Genomic DNA, 14,522 nt, shown 5'->3' with positions numbered 1-14,522 from the left:
TGTCACCGCTCATCATTCCAATTTCATGCTGCCACAGCACACTACACAGATTGTTTCCCTCCTGCACACCGCCCTGGACACCCTGATCCCAGGACACACGCTGGATATTACCCTCGAGCGCCCAAAGGTGGCCGCGCATGGCGACGTAGCCTGCAATATTGCCATGCAGGCCGCCCGCAGCGCCCGACGCAACCCGCGCGAGCTGGCCCAGGCGATTGTCGACGCCGTGCTGGCCCAGCCGCAGGCCGCCGACCTGATTGCACACGCCGAAGTCGCCGGCCCGGGCTTTATCAATTTTCGTCTGTCCTCCGCGGCACACCAAGCCGTGCTGGCGGTGATCAACACCGAAGGCAGCGAATACGGCCACCGCGCTGCCAACAGCCAAAAGATTCTAGTCGAGTTCGTCTCGGCCAATCCCACGGGCCCGCTGCATGTGGGCCACGCCCGCCAGGCCGCCCTGGGCGACTCCATCTGCCGGCTGTTTGCCACACAGGGCGCGCAGGTTAGTCGCGAGTTCTACTACAACGACGCGGGTAACCAGATCCACAACCTGGCCATCAGCGTGCAGGCGCGCGCCCGCGGCATCGAGCCCGATCACCCGGATTTTCCCGAGGACGGCTACAAGGGCGAATACATTCTGGATATTGCCCGCGACTACCTGGCAAAAGCCACGGTTCACGCCAACGACGTCGAGCCCATCCAAGCCAGCGGCGATCTCGATGATCTCGACGCGATCCGCCGCTTTGCGGTGGCGTACCTGCGCCGCGAACAAGATCTGGATCTTCAGGCCTTTGACCTGCACTTTGACACTTACTACCTCGAGAGCTCACTCTACACCAGCGGGCGGGTGGAGCGCACGGTACAGGCCCTGATCGATGCGGGTCATACCTACGAGCAGGACGGCGCACTGTGGTTGCGCACCACCGAGCTCGGCACGGGTGACGACAAAGACCGCGTCATGCGCAAGTCCGAAGGCGGGTATACCTATTTTGTGCCGGATGTGGCCTACCACGTGGCCAAATGGGATCGCGGCTTTCACCACGCCATCAATATCCAGGGCACCGACCACCATGGCACTATTGCTCGTGTGCGGGCGGGGCTGCAGGGCCTGTCGCTGGGGATCCCCCCAGACTACCCGACATACGTACTGCACAAGATGGTGCGGGTGATGCGTGACGGCGCCGAGGTCAAGATTTCCAAACGTGCGGGCAGCTATGTCACGCTGCGCGATCTCATCGATTGGGTGGGCCGGGACGCCGTGCGGTTTTTCCTGGCGCAACGGCGGGCAGACTCCGAATTCGTATTTGATATCGATCTTGCGCTATCACACAGCGAAGAAAACCCGGTGTATTACATTCAGTACGCACATGCACGGATTCACTCCTTGCTGCGCCAACATGATGCCGCACAGCAGGCAGCTGGCGCCGACGCCTCCTTGCTGACAGCACCCACCGAAATCAGCCTGCTGCAGCGTTTGGCCGAGTACCCGTCGGTGCTTACCCAGGCAGCCCAAGAACTCGCCCCCCACCAATTGGCATTCTGGCTGCGCGATTGCGCCGCTGATTTCCACGCGTGGTACAACGCAGAGCGCATCCTGGTTGAGGATGCCGCGCTACGCACGGCGCGCCTGCGCCTGGCGCGCGCCACTGCCCAGGTGATTGCCAATGGCCTGGGGTTACTGGGGGTCAGCGCCCCCGAACGGATGTAGTTGATTATGGCAACACGCAAGAAAAAAAAGTCTTCCAGCGCCTGGTTCGGACTGATCCTGGGGATGGTACTTGGGGTTGCCGCCGCCGTGGCGGTGGCCTTGTTTGTCACCCAGGCACCGATGCCATTCAAGGACAAGGCCAGCCGCAGCACACCGGCCACCTTGCTGCCGGATGTGGCCAATGCGCCGGATCCCAATATTGCGCTGTATGGCAAGGATGGCCCGGCGGGCACACGCACGCCGGCGCAAGGGGGTAGTTCGATCAACCCGCCAGGCGCGGCACCCGAGCCCAGCCAGGGTGAAACCCCGTTGACAGACGCCATCGGCCAGATTATTGCAGGGCTGGATACACCATCCAGCAAAGCCCCCGCCCTTGCCACAGCCCAAAAGGCTGCACCGGTGGTAAGCAAACCGGCCACAAAGGCGACGGATGCAACCGTCAGCACGCCGGCTCCTCCACCACCCAACAATCAGCCCGCAGCCAATACGCAAACCACGTATTTCCTGCAAACGGGGGCGTTTCGCTCGAAACCGGACGCTCAGGCGATGCTGGCACAGATCATTTTGCTGGGCTTGCCGGTACACATCGAGACCGCCGAATCCAATGGGGCGACGATCAATCGGGTACGAGTGGGGCCGTTCAAGGGCATCGACGAGATGAACCAGGCGCGCACGAAGCTGGGCGATGCGAAGCTGGAATCTTCGGTGGTGCGGCCCTAAGATAGCTGGTTGGCAACTTATTCTTTGTATCCCCTATGATGGGGCTATCACTGCGTTTTGGAGTTTCGATAATGTCAGGTTTATTCTCTCGCGCTTTGTCGCTTGTGGTGCTGGGTGTTGCAGCACTGGTCATGCCGGCGGCACAGGCTGCTCCGTTTGATACGCTGGATCCTGTGCAACCTACGGATAGTCCGGGCAAGGTTGAAGTCCTGGAGTTTTTTGCCTATACGTGCCCTCATTGTGCCAAGATCGAGCCCTTGGTGGAGAAGTGGCGCAAGACCCTGCCGGATACGGTGGTGTTCAAGGGAGTGCCGGTTGCGTTCAATGCCAGCATGAAAGATCTTCAAAAGCTGTATTACGCACTCGAAGCCTTGGGTCGTCTGGATCTGCACGCGACTGTATTCAAGGCGATTCACGAAAACGGCGAAAAGCTGTTTACCGCCGATGAGATTACGGATTGGATCGTGACACAGGGGGTAGATCGTCAGGCGTTTACGGATGTGTTCAATTCGTTTGGGGTCGAGACAAAGATCAAGCGTGCCACAGAGCTGGCCAAGGCCTATCACATTGATGGGACGCCTTCGTTTGCGATTGGCGGACAGTATGTGACCTCGCCTTCGCACACGGGTAGCTATCAGGGGGCGATTGACGAAACCGACACACTGGTGAAAAAGGTACTTGCGGCGCAGAAGTAAGTTCTTAAACGCAGAAGTAAGTTCTTAAACGCAGAAGTAAGTTCTTAAGCGCCGGGGGAGGCGGAGCCTCTGGCCGCAGGCCTTGCCCGGTTTCGGCTGCGCCGAAACTGCCCGCTTAAAAGCAGGGTGGCGGGGCGTTCGCCAAACGCGCGGGGTGATTCGTCCCCCGGACGAATCACAAGCGCCCCCTTGAACGGCGGCTCACTTGCCTCCCCGCCGCCCTGCTTTTAAGCGGCGGGCGCGAAGCCTTTGCCAGAGGCCCCGCCTCCCCCAGCTGGCGATTACGTTTTTTGGGCCGCTTTTTTTGGGCTGCTGTTTCGGCGGTGCTTCACAGTAAATGATTAAGGCCAGGGTTGATCGGAACCCTGACCTTTTTCTTTTTATATCCGCTTTGTCTTTTAATCTGCCCGCGCCCTGGATGCGGGCAGATGCTCCATCACCTGTGTTTCTACCGCGGGCTTCCCAGGCAACGGCAGTGCCTGGTGGTTCGGGAAGCAACTACGGCTGGGCAGCGGCCTTGAAGGCTTCGTCCAGATCGGCGATCAGGTCGACGGGGTCTTCCAGGCCGATGTGCAGGCGCAGGACGGTGCCGGCTTGCATGCGGGGGGTGGCGTTGGCACCCCAGTAGTGGTGCGAGGCCAGAGCGGAGGGTTCGACCTGGGTGACGAGGCTTTCGTAGCCGCCCCAGGAATAGCCGATGCCAAAGAGGCGCAGGTGGTCGATGAGGCGTCGGGTTTGGGGGGTAGTGAAATCGACGGCGACGGCCAGGAGGCCATTGGAGCCCTTGGCGTCTCGTTGCCAGAGGGCGTGGCCGGGGTCTTCTGGCCAGGCGGGAAAGAAGATGCGGGAGACCTGGGGTTGCTGAGCCAGCCATTGACAGACGGTTTGAGCATTTTCGGCGCAGCCGCGCATGCGCAGGCCCAGGGTGCGGGCACCACGCAGGGCAAGCCAGGCGTCATCGGCACTGACGGTGCTGCCCAGGGCGTAGTGGGTTTCGTGCAGGCGGGCGATGAGGGCGGGGTCGGTGGCAACGGCGGCGCCCAGCATGAGATCGGAGTGACCGCCGATGTATTTGGTGGCCGCGATGACGGAGATATCGGCGCCTAGGGTGAGAGGCTGGTAGATGTAGCCGGAGCCCCAGGTGTTGTCGGCGATGACGGTGAGTTTGTGCTGATGGGCCCAGCGGGCCAATGCGGGAAGGTCGAGCATTTCGAGCAGCAGCGAGCCCGGGGATTCGAGATACAGAATACGGGTTTCGGGGCGTAGGGCGGCTTGCAGTTGGTCGAGGCTGGGAGCGACGAAATCGGCGGCGATGCCCATGCGCGAGAGGATGGTTTTGTGCAGGTAGCGCACCGGACCATAGACGCAGTCGACAACCAGGGCGTGCTCTCCCTGGCTGAGGCAGGCCATGAGGGCCATGCTGATGGCCGCCATGCCGGACGGGGCAAGAAAGGCGCGTTGGCCGCCTTCGAGGCGACACAGCAGGGTTTCAAGGGCTTCGTGGGTTTGCAGGCCGACACGGCCGTAGGTGGGCACGCGTTCTCCACGCTGTTTGGCAGCCTGGGCGCGGTCGAGCATGTCCATGGAGGCGAAACGCACGGTGCTGGTGCGCATGGAGGGCAAGGCAACCGGGCCCGCTCCAGTGACGGGATCCAGGGGTGCCTGGCCGATGTGTTGCAATTGGGTGTCGATGCGGTCGGGAGCGTCACCGGTTGATTCGCGGGGCATGAGTTTTCCTGTATTGGATACGGTGCGGGCTGGCCTGCAGGGCGGCTGCCGGTGTCTGGGCGTGCGATATGTTAGGCCTGCTGAAAACGATAGACGTCATCGGCGCCCAGGGTGCGTTTCAGGGCACCCTGAAAGTATAGGGCGTGCAGGTGGGCAATGGATTCGCCCATGGCAAAGCTGAGCTGGTGAAGATCAAGCTGGCGGTGAAACAGGACGGGCAGGAGATCGTGCGCGCTTTTGGGTTGGGCACAGGCCGCCAGCACATCGGCCAGGCGGTCGGCGTGGTGGGATTGCTGCTGGGCAATGCGGGCATGCAGGCCCCTGAAGGGGCGGCCGTGCGAGGGCAACACCAGGGTTTGCTCGGGCAAGGGGTCGTAGGCGTTTAGCGATTCCAGGTACAGCGGCAAGGGATTGGCTTCTGGCTCGAGGTCGAAGACGCTGATGTTGGTGGAGATACGCGGCAGCACCATGTCGCCGGAGATCAGGACGTCCAGAGTGGGGCACCAGAGCGAGACGTGTTCGGGCGCATGGCCGTAGCCCACAATGATGTGCCAGGGGCGGCCACCGATCTGGATGGGGTGGCCGTGCAGCAGGCGATGAAATCGCGCGGGGACATCCGGCACCAGGCGGGCGTAGTAGTCGTGGCGCTTGCGGATGAGCGCCTGGGCCTCAGGGTTGACGAGGCCATGGCGGGCAAAGTGGCGGGCGGCGGTTTCGCCAGCCGGGCCGCTGCCTTCGGTGGCGGTATCAGCCACCGCGCTGCCAGCCCACAGGCGGGCCAGTGCGTAGTCGGTCATGGACATCCACAAAGGGGCGTCCCAGCGTTTGCACAGCCAGTGCGCCAGGCCGACGTGATCAGGGTGCATGTGGGTGACAAGAACACGCAAGACGGGCAGGCCTTCCAGGGATTGCGAGAACACGGTCTCCCAGCAGTCGCGCACTTCGCTGCGGTCGATGCCGCAGTCGATGACAGTCCAGCCGTCCCGGCCGTCGATGCGGTCGCGCAGCAGCCAGAGGTTGATATGATCAAGCGCAAACGGCAGGGGCATGCGAATCCAGCGTACGCCATCGGCAACGGCCAGCGCCTGCCCGGGTTCAGGCAGCGTTTGGTTCCAGGGATATTGCAGTGCGTTTTCCTGCGGATTCATGCAGGCCTCCTTGTATAGGGTAGAAACCGGGCCGATAAGAGAATAGGCAAAGAGCCATTATGGCAGAGTCTTGTCTTTACGTTAACGTAAACTGCGCGCATAATAAAGAGACTTCAATTTCACGACGGGCTGTGCCATGAGTCAAGCCACCTGGACGATCTCCGAACTCTCCCAAGAGTTTGGCATCACACCCCGCACCCTCCGTTTCTACGAAGACCAAGGCATCGTCAGCCCCACCCGCAATGGGCGCAACCGGGTTTATGCCACCCGCGACCGCACGCGCCTCAAACTGGCGCTACGGGGCCGACGCCTGGGGCTGCAGCTGGCCGAAATCGTCACGCTTATCAATCTCTATGATCGCAGCCATGCCAGCACACTGGCACAGCTGCAGCACTACGCCGACGTGCTCGAAAGCCATCGTCAAAAGCTCGAGCAGCAACGCCGGGATCTCGACGAAACTCTTAAAGAACTGCACCAGCAGCAAGCAGATTGCGCGGCTCTGCTGCGCACCCGGCAGGCCGCAGCGCACAAGCAGTCGGTAGCGGCTACCCAGTCTGCCGTTCTTCCCGCACTGGCCAAATAACACCCCACTCCCAGGAGACTCCCCATGGATTTGCCCGGCCTGAACTTCGAACTTGGCTCTGATCTCGACATGCTGCGCGACGCCGTACGTGATTTTGCACAGGCAGAAATCGCCCCCCGGGCGGCTGCTGCCGACCGCAATGATCAGTTCCCGATGGACCTCTGGCGCAAGTTTGGCGACCTCGGCCTGCTGGGCGTAACGGTGTCCGACACCTACGGCGGCGCCAATTTGGGCTATCTGGCTCACATGATCGCCATGGAAGAAATCTCCCGCGCCAGCGCCTCGATTGCGCTGTCCTATGGGGCGCACTCCAATCTGTGCGTCAACCAGATCCATCGCAACGGCACCGAGGCACAAAAGCGCAAGTATTTACCTGGTCTCATCTCCGGCGAGCACATCGGCGCACTGGCCATGAGCGAGGCCGGTGCCGGCTCGGACGTGGTCAGCATGCGGCTGAAGGCCGAGAAACGCGGGGATCACTACATTTTGAACGGCACCAAAATGTGGATCACCAACGGCCCCGATGCCGATACGCTGGTGGTGTACGCCAAAACCGACCCAGATGCCCGCCAGCGCGGGATTACCGCCTTTATCGTCGAAAAATCCTTTGCGGGTTTCTCGGTGGCACAGAAGCTGGACAAGCTGGGGATGCGCGGCTCGCACACGGGCGAGCTGGTGTTTCAGGATTGCGCCGTGCCGGCCGACAACGTGCTGGGCGAAATCAATGGCGGGGTACGGGTACTGATGAGCGGCCTGGACTACGAGCGAGCCGTTCTGGCCGCGGGGCCGCTGGGCATTATGCAGGCAGTGATGGATACCGTGGTGCCCTATGTGCACGAGCGCCACCAGTTTGGGCAGGCAATTGGCGAGTTTCAGCTGATCCAGGGCAAGCTGGCCGACCTGTACACCACTTTGCAGGCCTGCCGCGCCTATTGCTATACGGTGGGAAAAAACCTGGATCGCCTGGGCTCACAGCATGCCCGTCAGGTGCGCAAGGATTGTGCCGGCGTCATCCTGTACTGCGCCGAAAAGGCCACCTGGATGGCCGGCGAAGGCATCCAGATTCTGGGCGGCAACGGTTATATCAACGACAACCCCACCGGACGCCTGTGGCGCGATGCCAAGCTGTATGAAATCGGTGCCGGCACCAGCGAAATCCGACGCATGCTGATTGGCCGCGAACTCTTTGGCGAGACGGCCTGACGCCATGCGCAACGAGGGCGATCATCGTCACATCGAGCCGGCGCCACCCCGGGGACAAACCCCGGAGGCCGTCGCGCGCATGATTCTGGCGGGCTTTGACCGCCACTACTCGCTGTTTCGCTACAGCGCCCAGCGCGCCAAGTCGCTCTTCGAATCCGGCGACTGGCACGGCATCCAGCAACTCTCGCGCGAGCGCATCGAGTACTACGACACGCGGGTACGCGAATGCGCCAGTACGCTGGGACAGGCGCTGCGCGGCACGACACCGGCCCAAACCGCACCAGATACTGCCCTCACCGCGGACCAACTCATCTTCTGGCAGGCCGCCAAGGCCTGCTATATCGGCTTGCTGGCCAGCCACCTGCAGCCCGAATGCGCCGAAACGTTTTTCAACTCAGTCTCCTGCCGCATCCTGCACCGCAGCTATTTCAATAACGATTTTCTGTTTGTGCGCCCGGCCATCTCCACCGAATACATCGATGGTCACCTTTCCACCTATCGCTCATACTATCCACTTACCGAGGGCCTGCTGCCTGCCCTTGTGCGCATGGTGGCCGATTTTGGCCTGGCTGCGCCGTATCACGACCTGCCAGCCGACACCCGAAAACTGGCGCACAAAGGCCTGCGTCACCTGCGCCAGACCCTGCCGCGCGGCCTGGGCAAGCGCCTGGCTCCCGACTGCCAGATCCAGGTACTGAACACGCTGTTCTTCCGCAACAAGGGCGCCTACATCGTGGGGCGGGTGCTGAACCAAACCGCCATCCACCCATTTGCCATTGCACTGCTGCACACGCCGTCGGGCCATCTGCAGCTGGACGCCCTGCTGCACAGCAGCGATGATCTGAGCACCTTGTTCAGCTTTACGCGGGCCTATTTTCTGGTGGACATGGAAGCACCCGCCGCGTACGTGGATTTTCTGTCTTCCTTGTTTCCACGTAAGCCAAAGGCCGAGATCTACACCACCATCGGCCTGCAAAAGCAGGGCAAAACGCTGTTTTATCGGGATTTCCTGCACCATCTGGCGCACTCCACCGACAACTTCGATTACGCGCCCGGCATCCAGGGGATGGTGATGACGGTGTTCAACCAGCCGTCCTATCCCTACGTATTCAAGCTGATCCGGGACCGCATCGCCAAAGAGGGGATGGACGAGCCCACAGTGCGGCGCAAATACCAGATGGTCAAAAAACACGACCGCGTTGGCCGCATGGCCGACACCTGGGAGTACTCACTGGTGGCCCTGCCCCGGCACCGGTTCTCGGCACGCCTGCTGGAAGGCCTGCGCACCGAAGTGCCCAATCTCATCGAAGAAACCGACGACCTGGTGGTGCTCAAGCACGTCTACATCGAGCGGCGCATGACCCCGCTCAATATCTTTCTTGCCAGTGCCTCGGACACTGCCCTGGAAGCCGCGGTGCGCCAATACGGCCAGGCCATCCGCGAGCTGGCGGCGGCCAATATTTTCCCGGGCGACATGCTATACAAAAACTTTGGCGTCACGCGCCTGGGACGGGTGGTGTTTTACGACTACGACGAGATCCAGCGCATGACCGAAATGCAGTTTCGTCGCATCCCGCCAGCCCCCAACGAAGAAGCCGAACTCTCCGGCGAACCCTGGTACCCCGTGGGCGCCAACGATGTGTTTCCCGAGGAATTCGAGCACTTTCTGCTGGGCGACCCCCGCGTGCGCGCCGCCTTCATGAAACACCACGCCGAGCTTCTGGATGCACAATGGTGGCAAGAATGCCGTGCACGTGCAGCCCAGGGCCGCATCGAAGATATTTTCCCCTACGACCCCGCCCGGCGTCTGCAATCTCAATCATTAGGGACGTCTAGCCCTGACGCCCCACCGCTGTCATAAAGACAAGGAGATCAACATGTCCGATTCCATCGTCATCGTGTCTGCCGCCCGTACCCCTATGGGGGGCATGATGGGCAGTCTGTCCAGCCTGTCGGCCCACGAGCTCGGCGCCATCGCCATCCGTGCCGCCGTCGAACGTGCCGGAATTGCCGGAGACGCCATCCAGGAAGTCATCATGGGTAACGTGCTGCAAGCCGGCCAAGGCCAGGCGCCAGCACGCCAGGCCGCCATCGAGGCAGGCCTGCCCAAAAGCGTGCCGTGCAGCACGCTGCACAAGGTGTGCGGCTCGGGCCTCAAGGCCGTGATGCTGGCGCACGACATCATCAAGGCAGAATCCGCCGACGTCGTGGTGGCCGGTGGCCAGGAGAGCATGAGCAACGCGCCGTACCTGCTGCTGCGCGGGCGCCAGGGCTATCGCTACGGGCACTCCACGGTGTACGACCACATGGCCCTGGACGGCCTGGAAGACGCCTACCAGCGCGGCACCGCCATGGGCGTGTTTGCCGAAGACTGCGTCTCCAAATATCACTTTACCCGCGAAGAGCAGGACGCCTTCTCGCTTGAATCCCTGAAACGCGCACGCAAGGCCAATGAAGACGGCACCTTCGGCTGGGAGATCACCCCCGTCACCATCAAAGGGCGCAAGGGCGATACCGTTATCGACAAAGACGAGGGCCCTTTCAAGGCCATCCCGGAAAAAATCCCCACCCTCAAACCGGCCTTCAAAAAAGACGGCACAGTCACCGCAGCCAACTCTTCGTCCATCTCGGACGGCGCATCGGCTCTGGTGGTGATGCGTGCTTCCACCGCGCAGGCACTGGGCTCCAAGCCCTTGGCCCGCATCGTGGCGCACACCCAGCACGCCCAAGAACCGCAGTGGTTTACCACCGCACCGGTGGGCGCCATCCAGAAGCTGTTGGCCAAAACCGGCTGGAAAGCCGACGACGTCGATCTCTACGAGATCAACGAAGCCTTTGCCGTGGTCACCATGGCTGCCATGAAAGAGCTCAATCTGCCGCATGATCGCGTCAATATCCACGGCGGCGCCACGGCACTGGGTCACCCCATCGGGGCGTCGGGCGCACGTCTGCTCACCACCCTGATCGGTGCGCTGCGCAAAACCGGTGGCAAGCGTGGGATTGCCTCTCTGTGCATCGGCGGTGGCGAGGCCGTCGCGCTCGCCATCGAAATGCTGTAACACAGGAAACCGTTATGCCCGTCATCGAATCCCGCATCAACCCGCGCTCACAGGATTTCCAGGACAACGCCCGTGCCATGCGGGCGCAAACCCAGGATCTGCAAGCGCAGATTGCTCACACGGCCCAGGGGGGCAGCGAATCCGCCCGTGAGCGGCACCTGAGCCGCGGCAAACTGCTGCCCAGAGATCGCGTCGAAAGGCTGCTCGACCCCGGCACCCCCTTTCTCGAGCTCTCGCCGATGGCGGCGCATGACGTTTACGACAATGCTTCACCCGGCGCCGGCCTGATCACCGGCATCGGCCGTATCAGTGGCACTGAATGCGTCATTGTGTGCAATGACGCCACGGTAAAGGGGGGTACCTACTACCCGTTGACCGTCAAAAAGCATTTGCGCGCGCAAGAGATTGCGCAACAAAACCACCTGCCCTGCGTGTACCTGGTGGATTCGGGCGGAGCCAACCTGCCCAATCAGGATGAAGTCTTTCCTGATCGTGACCACTTTGGGCGCATTTTTTATAACCAGGCTGTGATGTCCTCGATGGGCATTGCCCAGCTGGCGGTGGTGATGGGCTCGTGCACGGCGGGTGGCGCCTACGTGCCCGCCATGAGCGACGAATCCATCATCGTGCGCAATCAGGGCACGATCTTTCTGGGTGGCCCACCGCTGGTCAAAGCCGCCACCGGAGAAGAAGTCTCGGCCGAAGACCTCGGCGGCGGCGATGTGCACACGCGATTGTCGGGGGTGGCCGACCACTTGGCCGAAAACGACACCCACGCGCTGCGTCTGGCCCGCGACGCGGTGGCACGCCTCAACCTGCCCGCCACGGCACAGCCAGAGGCCTGGTCCGAGCCGCTGTACGATGCGGCCGAACTCGATGGCATCATCCCGCAAGACACCCGCAAGCCTTACGACGTGCGCGAAGTGATTGCGCGCATCGTGGATGGCTCCGAGTTTGAAGAATTCAAGGCGCGCTTTGGCACCACATTGGTTACCGGCTTTGCCAAAATCTACGGCATGCCCGTGGGCATCATCGCCAATAACGGCATCCTTTTTTCAGAGGCCGCACAAAAAGGCACGCACTTTATCGAGCTTTGCTGCCAGCGCAACATCCCGCTGGTTTTTCTGCAAAACATCAGCGGCTTCATGGTGGGCCGCAAATACGAAAACGAAGGCATTGCACGCCACGGCGCCAAGATGGTAACCGCGGTCTCCACCGCCTCCGTACCCAAATTCACCATCCTCATCGGGGGTTCTTTTGGCGCAGGCAACTACGGCATGTGCGGCCGCGCCTTTGGCCCACGATTGCTGTTTTTGTGGCCCAACGCCCGCATTTCCGTTATGGGTGGCGAGCAGGCCGCCAGCGTGCTGGCCACGGTCAAGCGCGACAACATCGAGCGCAAGGGCGGCCAATGGTCGGCACAAGAAGAAGACGCTTTCAAGGCACCCATTCGGGCGCAGTACGAGCACGAAGGCCATCCCTACTATTCCACCGCCCGTCTGTGGGATGACGGGATCATTGCGCCATCGGACACCCGCCGCGTCCTGGGCCTTGGCCTGGCGGCTGCACGCCACGCCCCTGTCGAAGCCACCCGCTTTGGCGTGTTCAGAATGTAAGGAAGCCCCATGTTCGATACTCTTTTGATCGCCAACCGTGGCGAAATCGCCTGCCGTATTGCCGCCACTGCACGCAAAATGGGGATCCGCACCATTGCCGTGTATTCAGAGGCCGATGCCCAGGCGCGCCACGTCCAGGCCTGTGACGCAGCCATCCTGATCGGCGGCCCCGAGCCCAAAGACAGTTACCTGCGCGCCGACGTCATCCTCGAGGCGGCCCGCCGCTCAGGTGCACAGGCCATCCACCCAGGCTACGGATTTTTGTCTGAAAACGCCCCCTTTGCCCAGGCATGCGGCGATGCAGGGCTGGTGTTTATCGGCCCGCCGGCGCAGTCCATTGCGGCCATGGGCAGCAAATCGGCCGCCAAGGCCCTGATGGACAAGGCCCATGTGCCCCTGGTGCCCGGCTATTATGGCGATCGACAAGAATCTGGCTTCTTACAAGAACAAGCACGCAAGATCGGCTATCCTGTGCTCATCAAGGCCAGTGCGGGCGGAGGCGGAAAAGGCATGCGCATCGTCGAAAGCGACGACGTCTTTGCCGCCGCCCTGGCCTCCTGCCAACGCGAGGCCGCCAGCAGTTTTGGCAACCCCCAGGTGCTGGTCGAGCGCTACTTGCAAAAACCGCGCCACATCGAAATCCAGGTCTTTGCCGACCAGCACGGGCAGTGTGTCTACCTCTTTGAGCGCGACTGCTCGGTGCAGCGGCGCTTTCAGAAAGTGATCGAAGAAGCTCCGGCACCCGGGATGACGCCCGAACGTCGCGCGGCCATGGGCCAGGCAGCGGTGGCCGCTGCCCAGGCGGTGGGCTACGTGGGGGCGGGCACGGTCGAGTTCATCGCCGAGCCCGACGGGCAGTTTTATTTCATGGAAATGAACACCCGCTTGCAGGTTGAGCATCCCGTCACCGAAGCCATCACCGGCGAAGACCTGGTGGAGTGGCAACTGCGGGTGGCCGCCGGCCAGCCACTGCCGCGCACTCAGGATCAACTGGCCATCCACGGCCACGCCATCGAAGCCCGCATCTATGCCGAAAACCCGGACAAGGACTTCCTGCCCAGCATCGGCCACCTGGACGTACTGCGCTGGCCAGACCACGCCGCGTTCAAGGTTGCGCCGGTGCGGGTGGATGGCGGTGTGCGTGAGGGAGACACCATCTCGCCCTATTACGACCCCATGATCGCCAAGCTCATTGTGCACGGCCAAGACCGTGAAGAAGCCCGGCGAAGCATGATCAAGGCGCTGGCACAGGTACGCGCCACAGGACTGCACACCAACATTGCGTTTTTGGGGCGCCTGATGGACAACCCAGCCTTTGTCTCGGCCGATCTCGACACCGGTTTGATCCCGCGCGAACACGATCATCTTTTCCCCACGGCACAGGTCACCCCGGACACCATCCTGGCGCTGGCCGCCGCCATGGTGCTGCAAGCCAGCGGGCTGACGCAACCCAAGGCCTGCCTGCCTCAGGGCAACACCGGCAGCCCCTGGCAACAGGCAGATGGCTGGCGGGTGGGGGATGTGTATCAACGCACCCTGGTGTTTCAGACCCCGCTGGGTGAGCGCACCGTACAATTGCAACGCCAAGGGCTTCAATGGACACTGGCGCTAGACGGGCAGCAGCCAGAGGCACTGGTCTGGCAAGCCGGTGATGCCCGCGGGCAGCTGCAAATCCGCCTGGGCACGCAAGCGTGTCGGGCCGACACACATGCATTGGGCGCACGCCTGGATATTTTTGCCAACGGACAGCGCCATACGCTTACCTGGCAAGATCCCATCGCACTGGCCGCCGGCCAGGCCGACGAGGGGCACGCTGGCGGCCTGACGGCTCCCATGCCCGGCAAAATCCTGTCGGTTTCCGTGGTTCCGGGCGATCACGTCAAACACGGCCAGGCATTGGTGGTGATGGAAGCCATGAAGATGGAGCACACCATCGAAGCCCCCCATGATGGCGTGGTGCAAGAGGTGTTCTATGCGGTGGGTGATCAGGTGAGCGATGGTGTTACCCTGATTGCACTGGAGGCAGACCAATAAGCCAAGTACACTAGAGGCAACTTGTTCT

11 protein-coding genes are annotated in these 14,522 nt (G+C 62.0%); 9 read left to right on the top strand and 2 right to left on the bottom strand.

Annotation, left to right across the window (positions count from 1 at the left end):
• Positions 1–25 precede the first annotated feature (25 nt).
• The 3 genes from argS (at position 26) to WA928_RS10920 (ending at position 3,123) form a co-directional block, all read left to right on the top strand.
• Entirely contained in the window at positions 26–1,708 is a 1,683-nt protein-coding gene (argS, locus tag WA928_RS10930; protein WP_424303336.1) for an arginine--tRNA ligase, read from the top strand.
• A gap of 6 nt (positions 1,709–1,714) precedes the next feature.
• Positions 1,715–2,428 carry an SPOR domain-containing protein gene (locus WA928_RS10925; protein WP_424303333.1) on the top strand — a complete coding sequence of 238 codons (714 nt, stop codon included), beginning with the start codon at positions 1,715–1,717 and terminating at the stop codon, positions 2,426–2,428.
• Between the two features lie 68 nt (positions 2,429–2,496).
• Positions 2,497–3,123: a thiol:disulfide interchange protein DsbA/DsbL gene (locus WA928_RS10920; protein WP_424303473.1), complete on the top strand. Its 627-nt coding sequence runs from the start codon at positions 2,497–2,499 to the stop codon at positions 3,121–3,123.
• A gap of 498 nt (positions 3,124–3,621) precedes the next feature.
• On the opposite strand, the gene WA928_RS10915 is transcribed toward WA928_RS10920, so the two are convergent.
• A complete protein-coding gene (locus WA928_RS10915; RefSeq protein ID WP_424303330.1) occupies positions 3,622–4,851 on the bottom strand; it encodes a trans-sulfuration enzyme family protein in 1,230 nt (409 codons plus the stop codon).
• Between the two features lie 71 nt (positions 4,852–4,922).
• Positions 4,923–5,999, bottom strand: coding sequence for an MBL fold metallo-hydrolase (locus tag WA928_RS10910; RefSeq protein WP_424303327.1), 1,077 nt, complete (start codon positions 5,997–5,999; stop codon positions 4,923–4,925).
• 136 nt (positions 6,000–6,135) lie between these two features.
• On the opposite strand from WA928_RS10910, the gene WA928_RS10905 reads away from it, so the two are divergent.
• Genes WA928_RS10905 through WA928_RS10880 form a run of 6 tightly spaced genes read left to right on the top strand, consistent with a single transcriptional unit; the run spans position 6,136 to position 14,494 of the window.
• On the top strand, positions 6,136–6,582 hold the full coding sequence (locus WA928_RS10905) for a MerR family transcriptional regulator (protein ID WP_424303324.1): 447 nt from the start codon (positions 6,136–6,138) through the stop codon (positions 6,580–6,582).
• A 24-nt stretch (positions 6,583–6,606) separates the two neighbouring features.
• A complete protein-coding gene (locus WA928_RS10900) occupies positions 6,607–7,785 on the top strand; it encodes an isovaleryl-CoA dehydrogenase (protein WP_424303321.1) in 1,179 nt (392 codons plus the stop codon).
• Positions 7,786–7,789: 4 nt separating this feature from the next.
• Positions 7,790–9,646: a bifunctional isocitrate dehydrogenase kinase/phosphatase gene (gene aceK, locus WA928_RS10895; protein WP_424303318.1), complete on the top strand. Its 1,857-nt coding sequence runs from the start codon at positions 7,790–7,792 to the stop codon at positions 9,644–9,646.
• Positions 9,647–9,662: 16 nt separating this feature from the next.
• Entirely contained in the window at positions 9,663–10,844 is a 1,182-nt protein-coding gene (locus WA928_RS10890; protein WP_424303315.1) for an acetyl-CoA C-acyltransferase, read from the top strand.
• A gap of 14 nt (positions 10,845–10,858) precedes the next feature.
• Complete coding sequence (locus WA928_RS10885; protein WP_424303312.1) at positions 10,859–12,460, top strand: carboxyl transferase domain-containing protein; 1,602 nt, start codon at positions 10,859–10,861, stop codon at positions 12,458–12,460.
• Positions 12,461–12,469: 9 nt separating this feature from the next.
• Positions 12,470–14,494: an acetyl/propionyl/methylcrotonyl-CoA carboxylase subunit alpha gene (locus tag WA928_RS10880; protein ID WP_424303309.1), complete on the top strand. Its 2,025-nt coding sequence runs from the start codon at positions 12,470–12,472 to the stop codon at positions 14,492–14,494.
• The last annotated feature ends 28 nt before the right edge of the window (positions 14,495–14,522 follow it).

This window comes from Castellaniella sp. (assembly GCF_049651205.1).
Classification (GTDB): Bacteria; Pseudomonadota; Gammaproteobacteria; order Burkholderiales; family Burkholderiaceae_B; genus Castellaniella.
This window is presented reverse-complemented; position numbering and strand designations above follow the sequence as displayed.

What these genes read in the sequence shown, in the direction of transcription:
- WA928_RS10925 (WP_424303333.1), top strand. Translation starts at nt 1,715, where the DNA reads ATGGCAACACGCAAGAAAAAAAAGTCTTCCAGCGCCTGGTTCGGACTG.
- WA928_RS10910 (WP_424303327.1), bottom strand. Translation starts at nt 5,999, where the DNA reads ATGAATCCGCAGGAAAACGCACTGCAATATCCCTGGAACCAAACGCTG.
- WA928_RS10915 (WP_424303330.1), bottom strand. Translation starts at nt 4,851, where the DNA reads ATGCCCCGCGAATCAACCGGTGACGCTCCCGACCGCATCGACACCCAA.
- WA928_RS10880 (WP_424303309.1), top strand. Translation starts at nt 12,470, where the DNA reads ATGTTCGATACTCTTTTGATCGCCAACCGTGGCGAAATCGCCTGCCGT.
- WA928_RS10900 (WP_424303321.1), top strand. Translation starts at nt 6,607, where the DNA reads ATGGATTTGCCCGGCCTGAACTTCGAACTTGGCTCTGATCTCGACATG.
- WA928_RS10885 (WP_424303312.1), top strand. Translation starts at nt 10,859, where the DNA reads ATGCCCGTCATCGAATCCCGCATCAACCCGCGCTCACAGGATTTCCAG.
- WA928_RS10890 (WP_424303315.1), top strand. Translation starts at nt 9,663, where the DNA reads ATGTCCGATTCCATCGTCATCGTGTCTGCCGCCCGTACCCCTATGGGG.
- argS (WP_424303336.1), top strand. Translation starts at nt 26, where the DNA reads ATGCTGCCACAGCACACTACACAGATTGTTTCCCTCCTGCACACCGCC.
- WA928_RS10905 (WP_424303324.1), top strand. Translation starts at nt 6,136, where the DNA reads ATGAGTCAAGCCACCTGGACGATCTCCGAACTCTCCCAAGAGTTTGGC.
- aceK (WP_424303318.1), top strand. Translation starts at nt 7,790, where the DNA reads ATGCGCAACGAGGGCGATCATCGTCACATCGAGCCGGCGCCACCCCGG.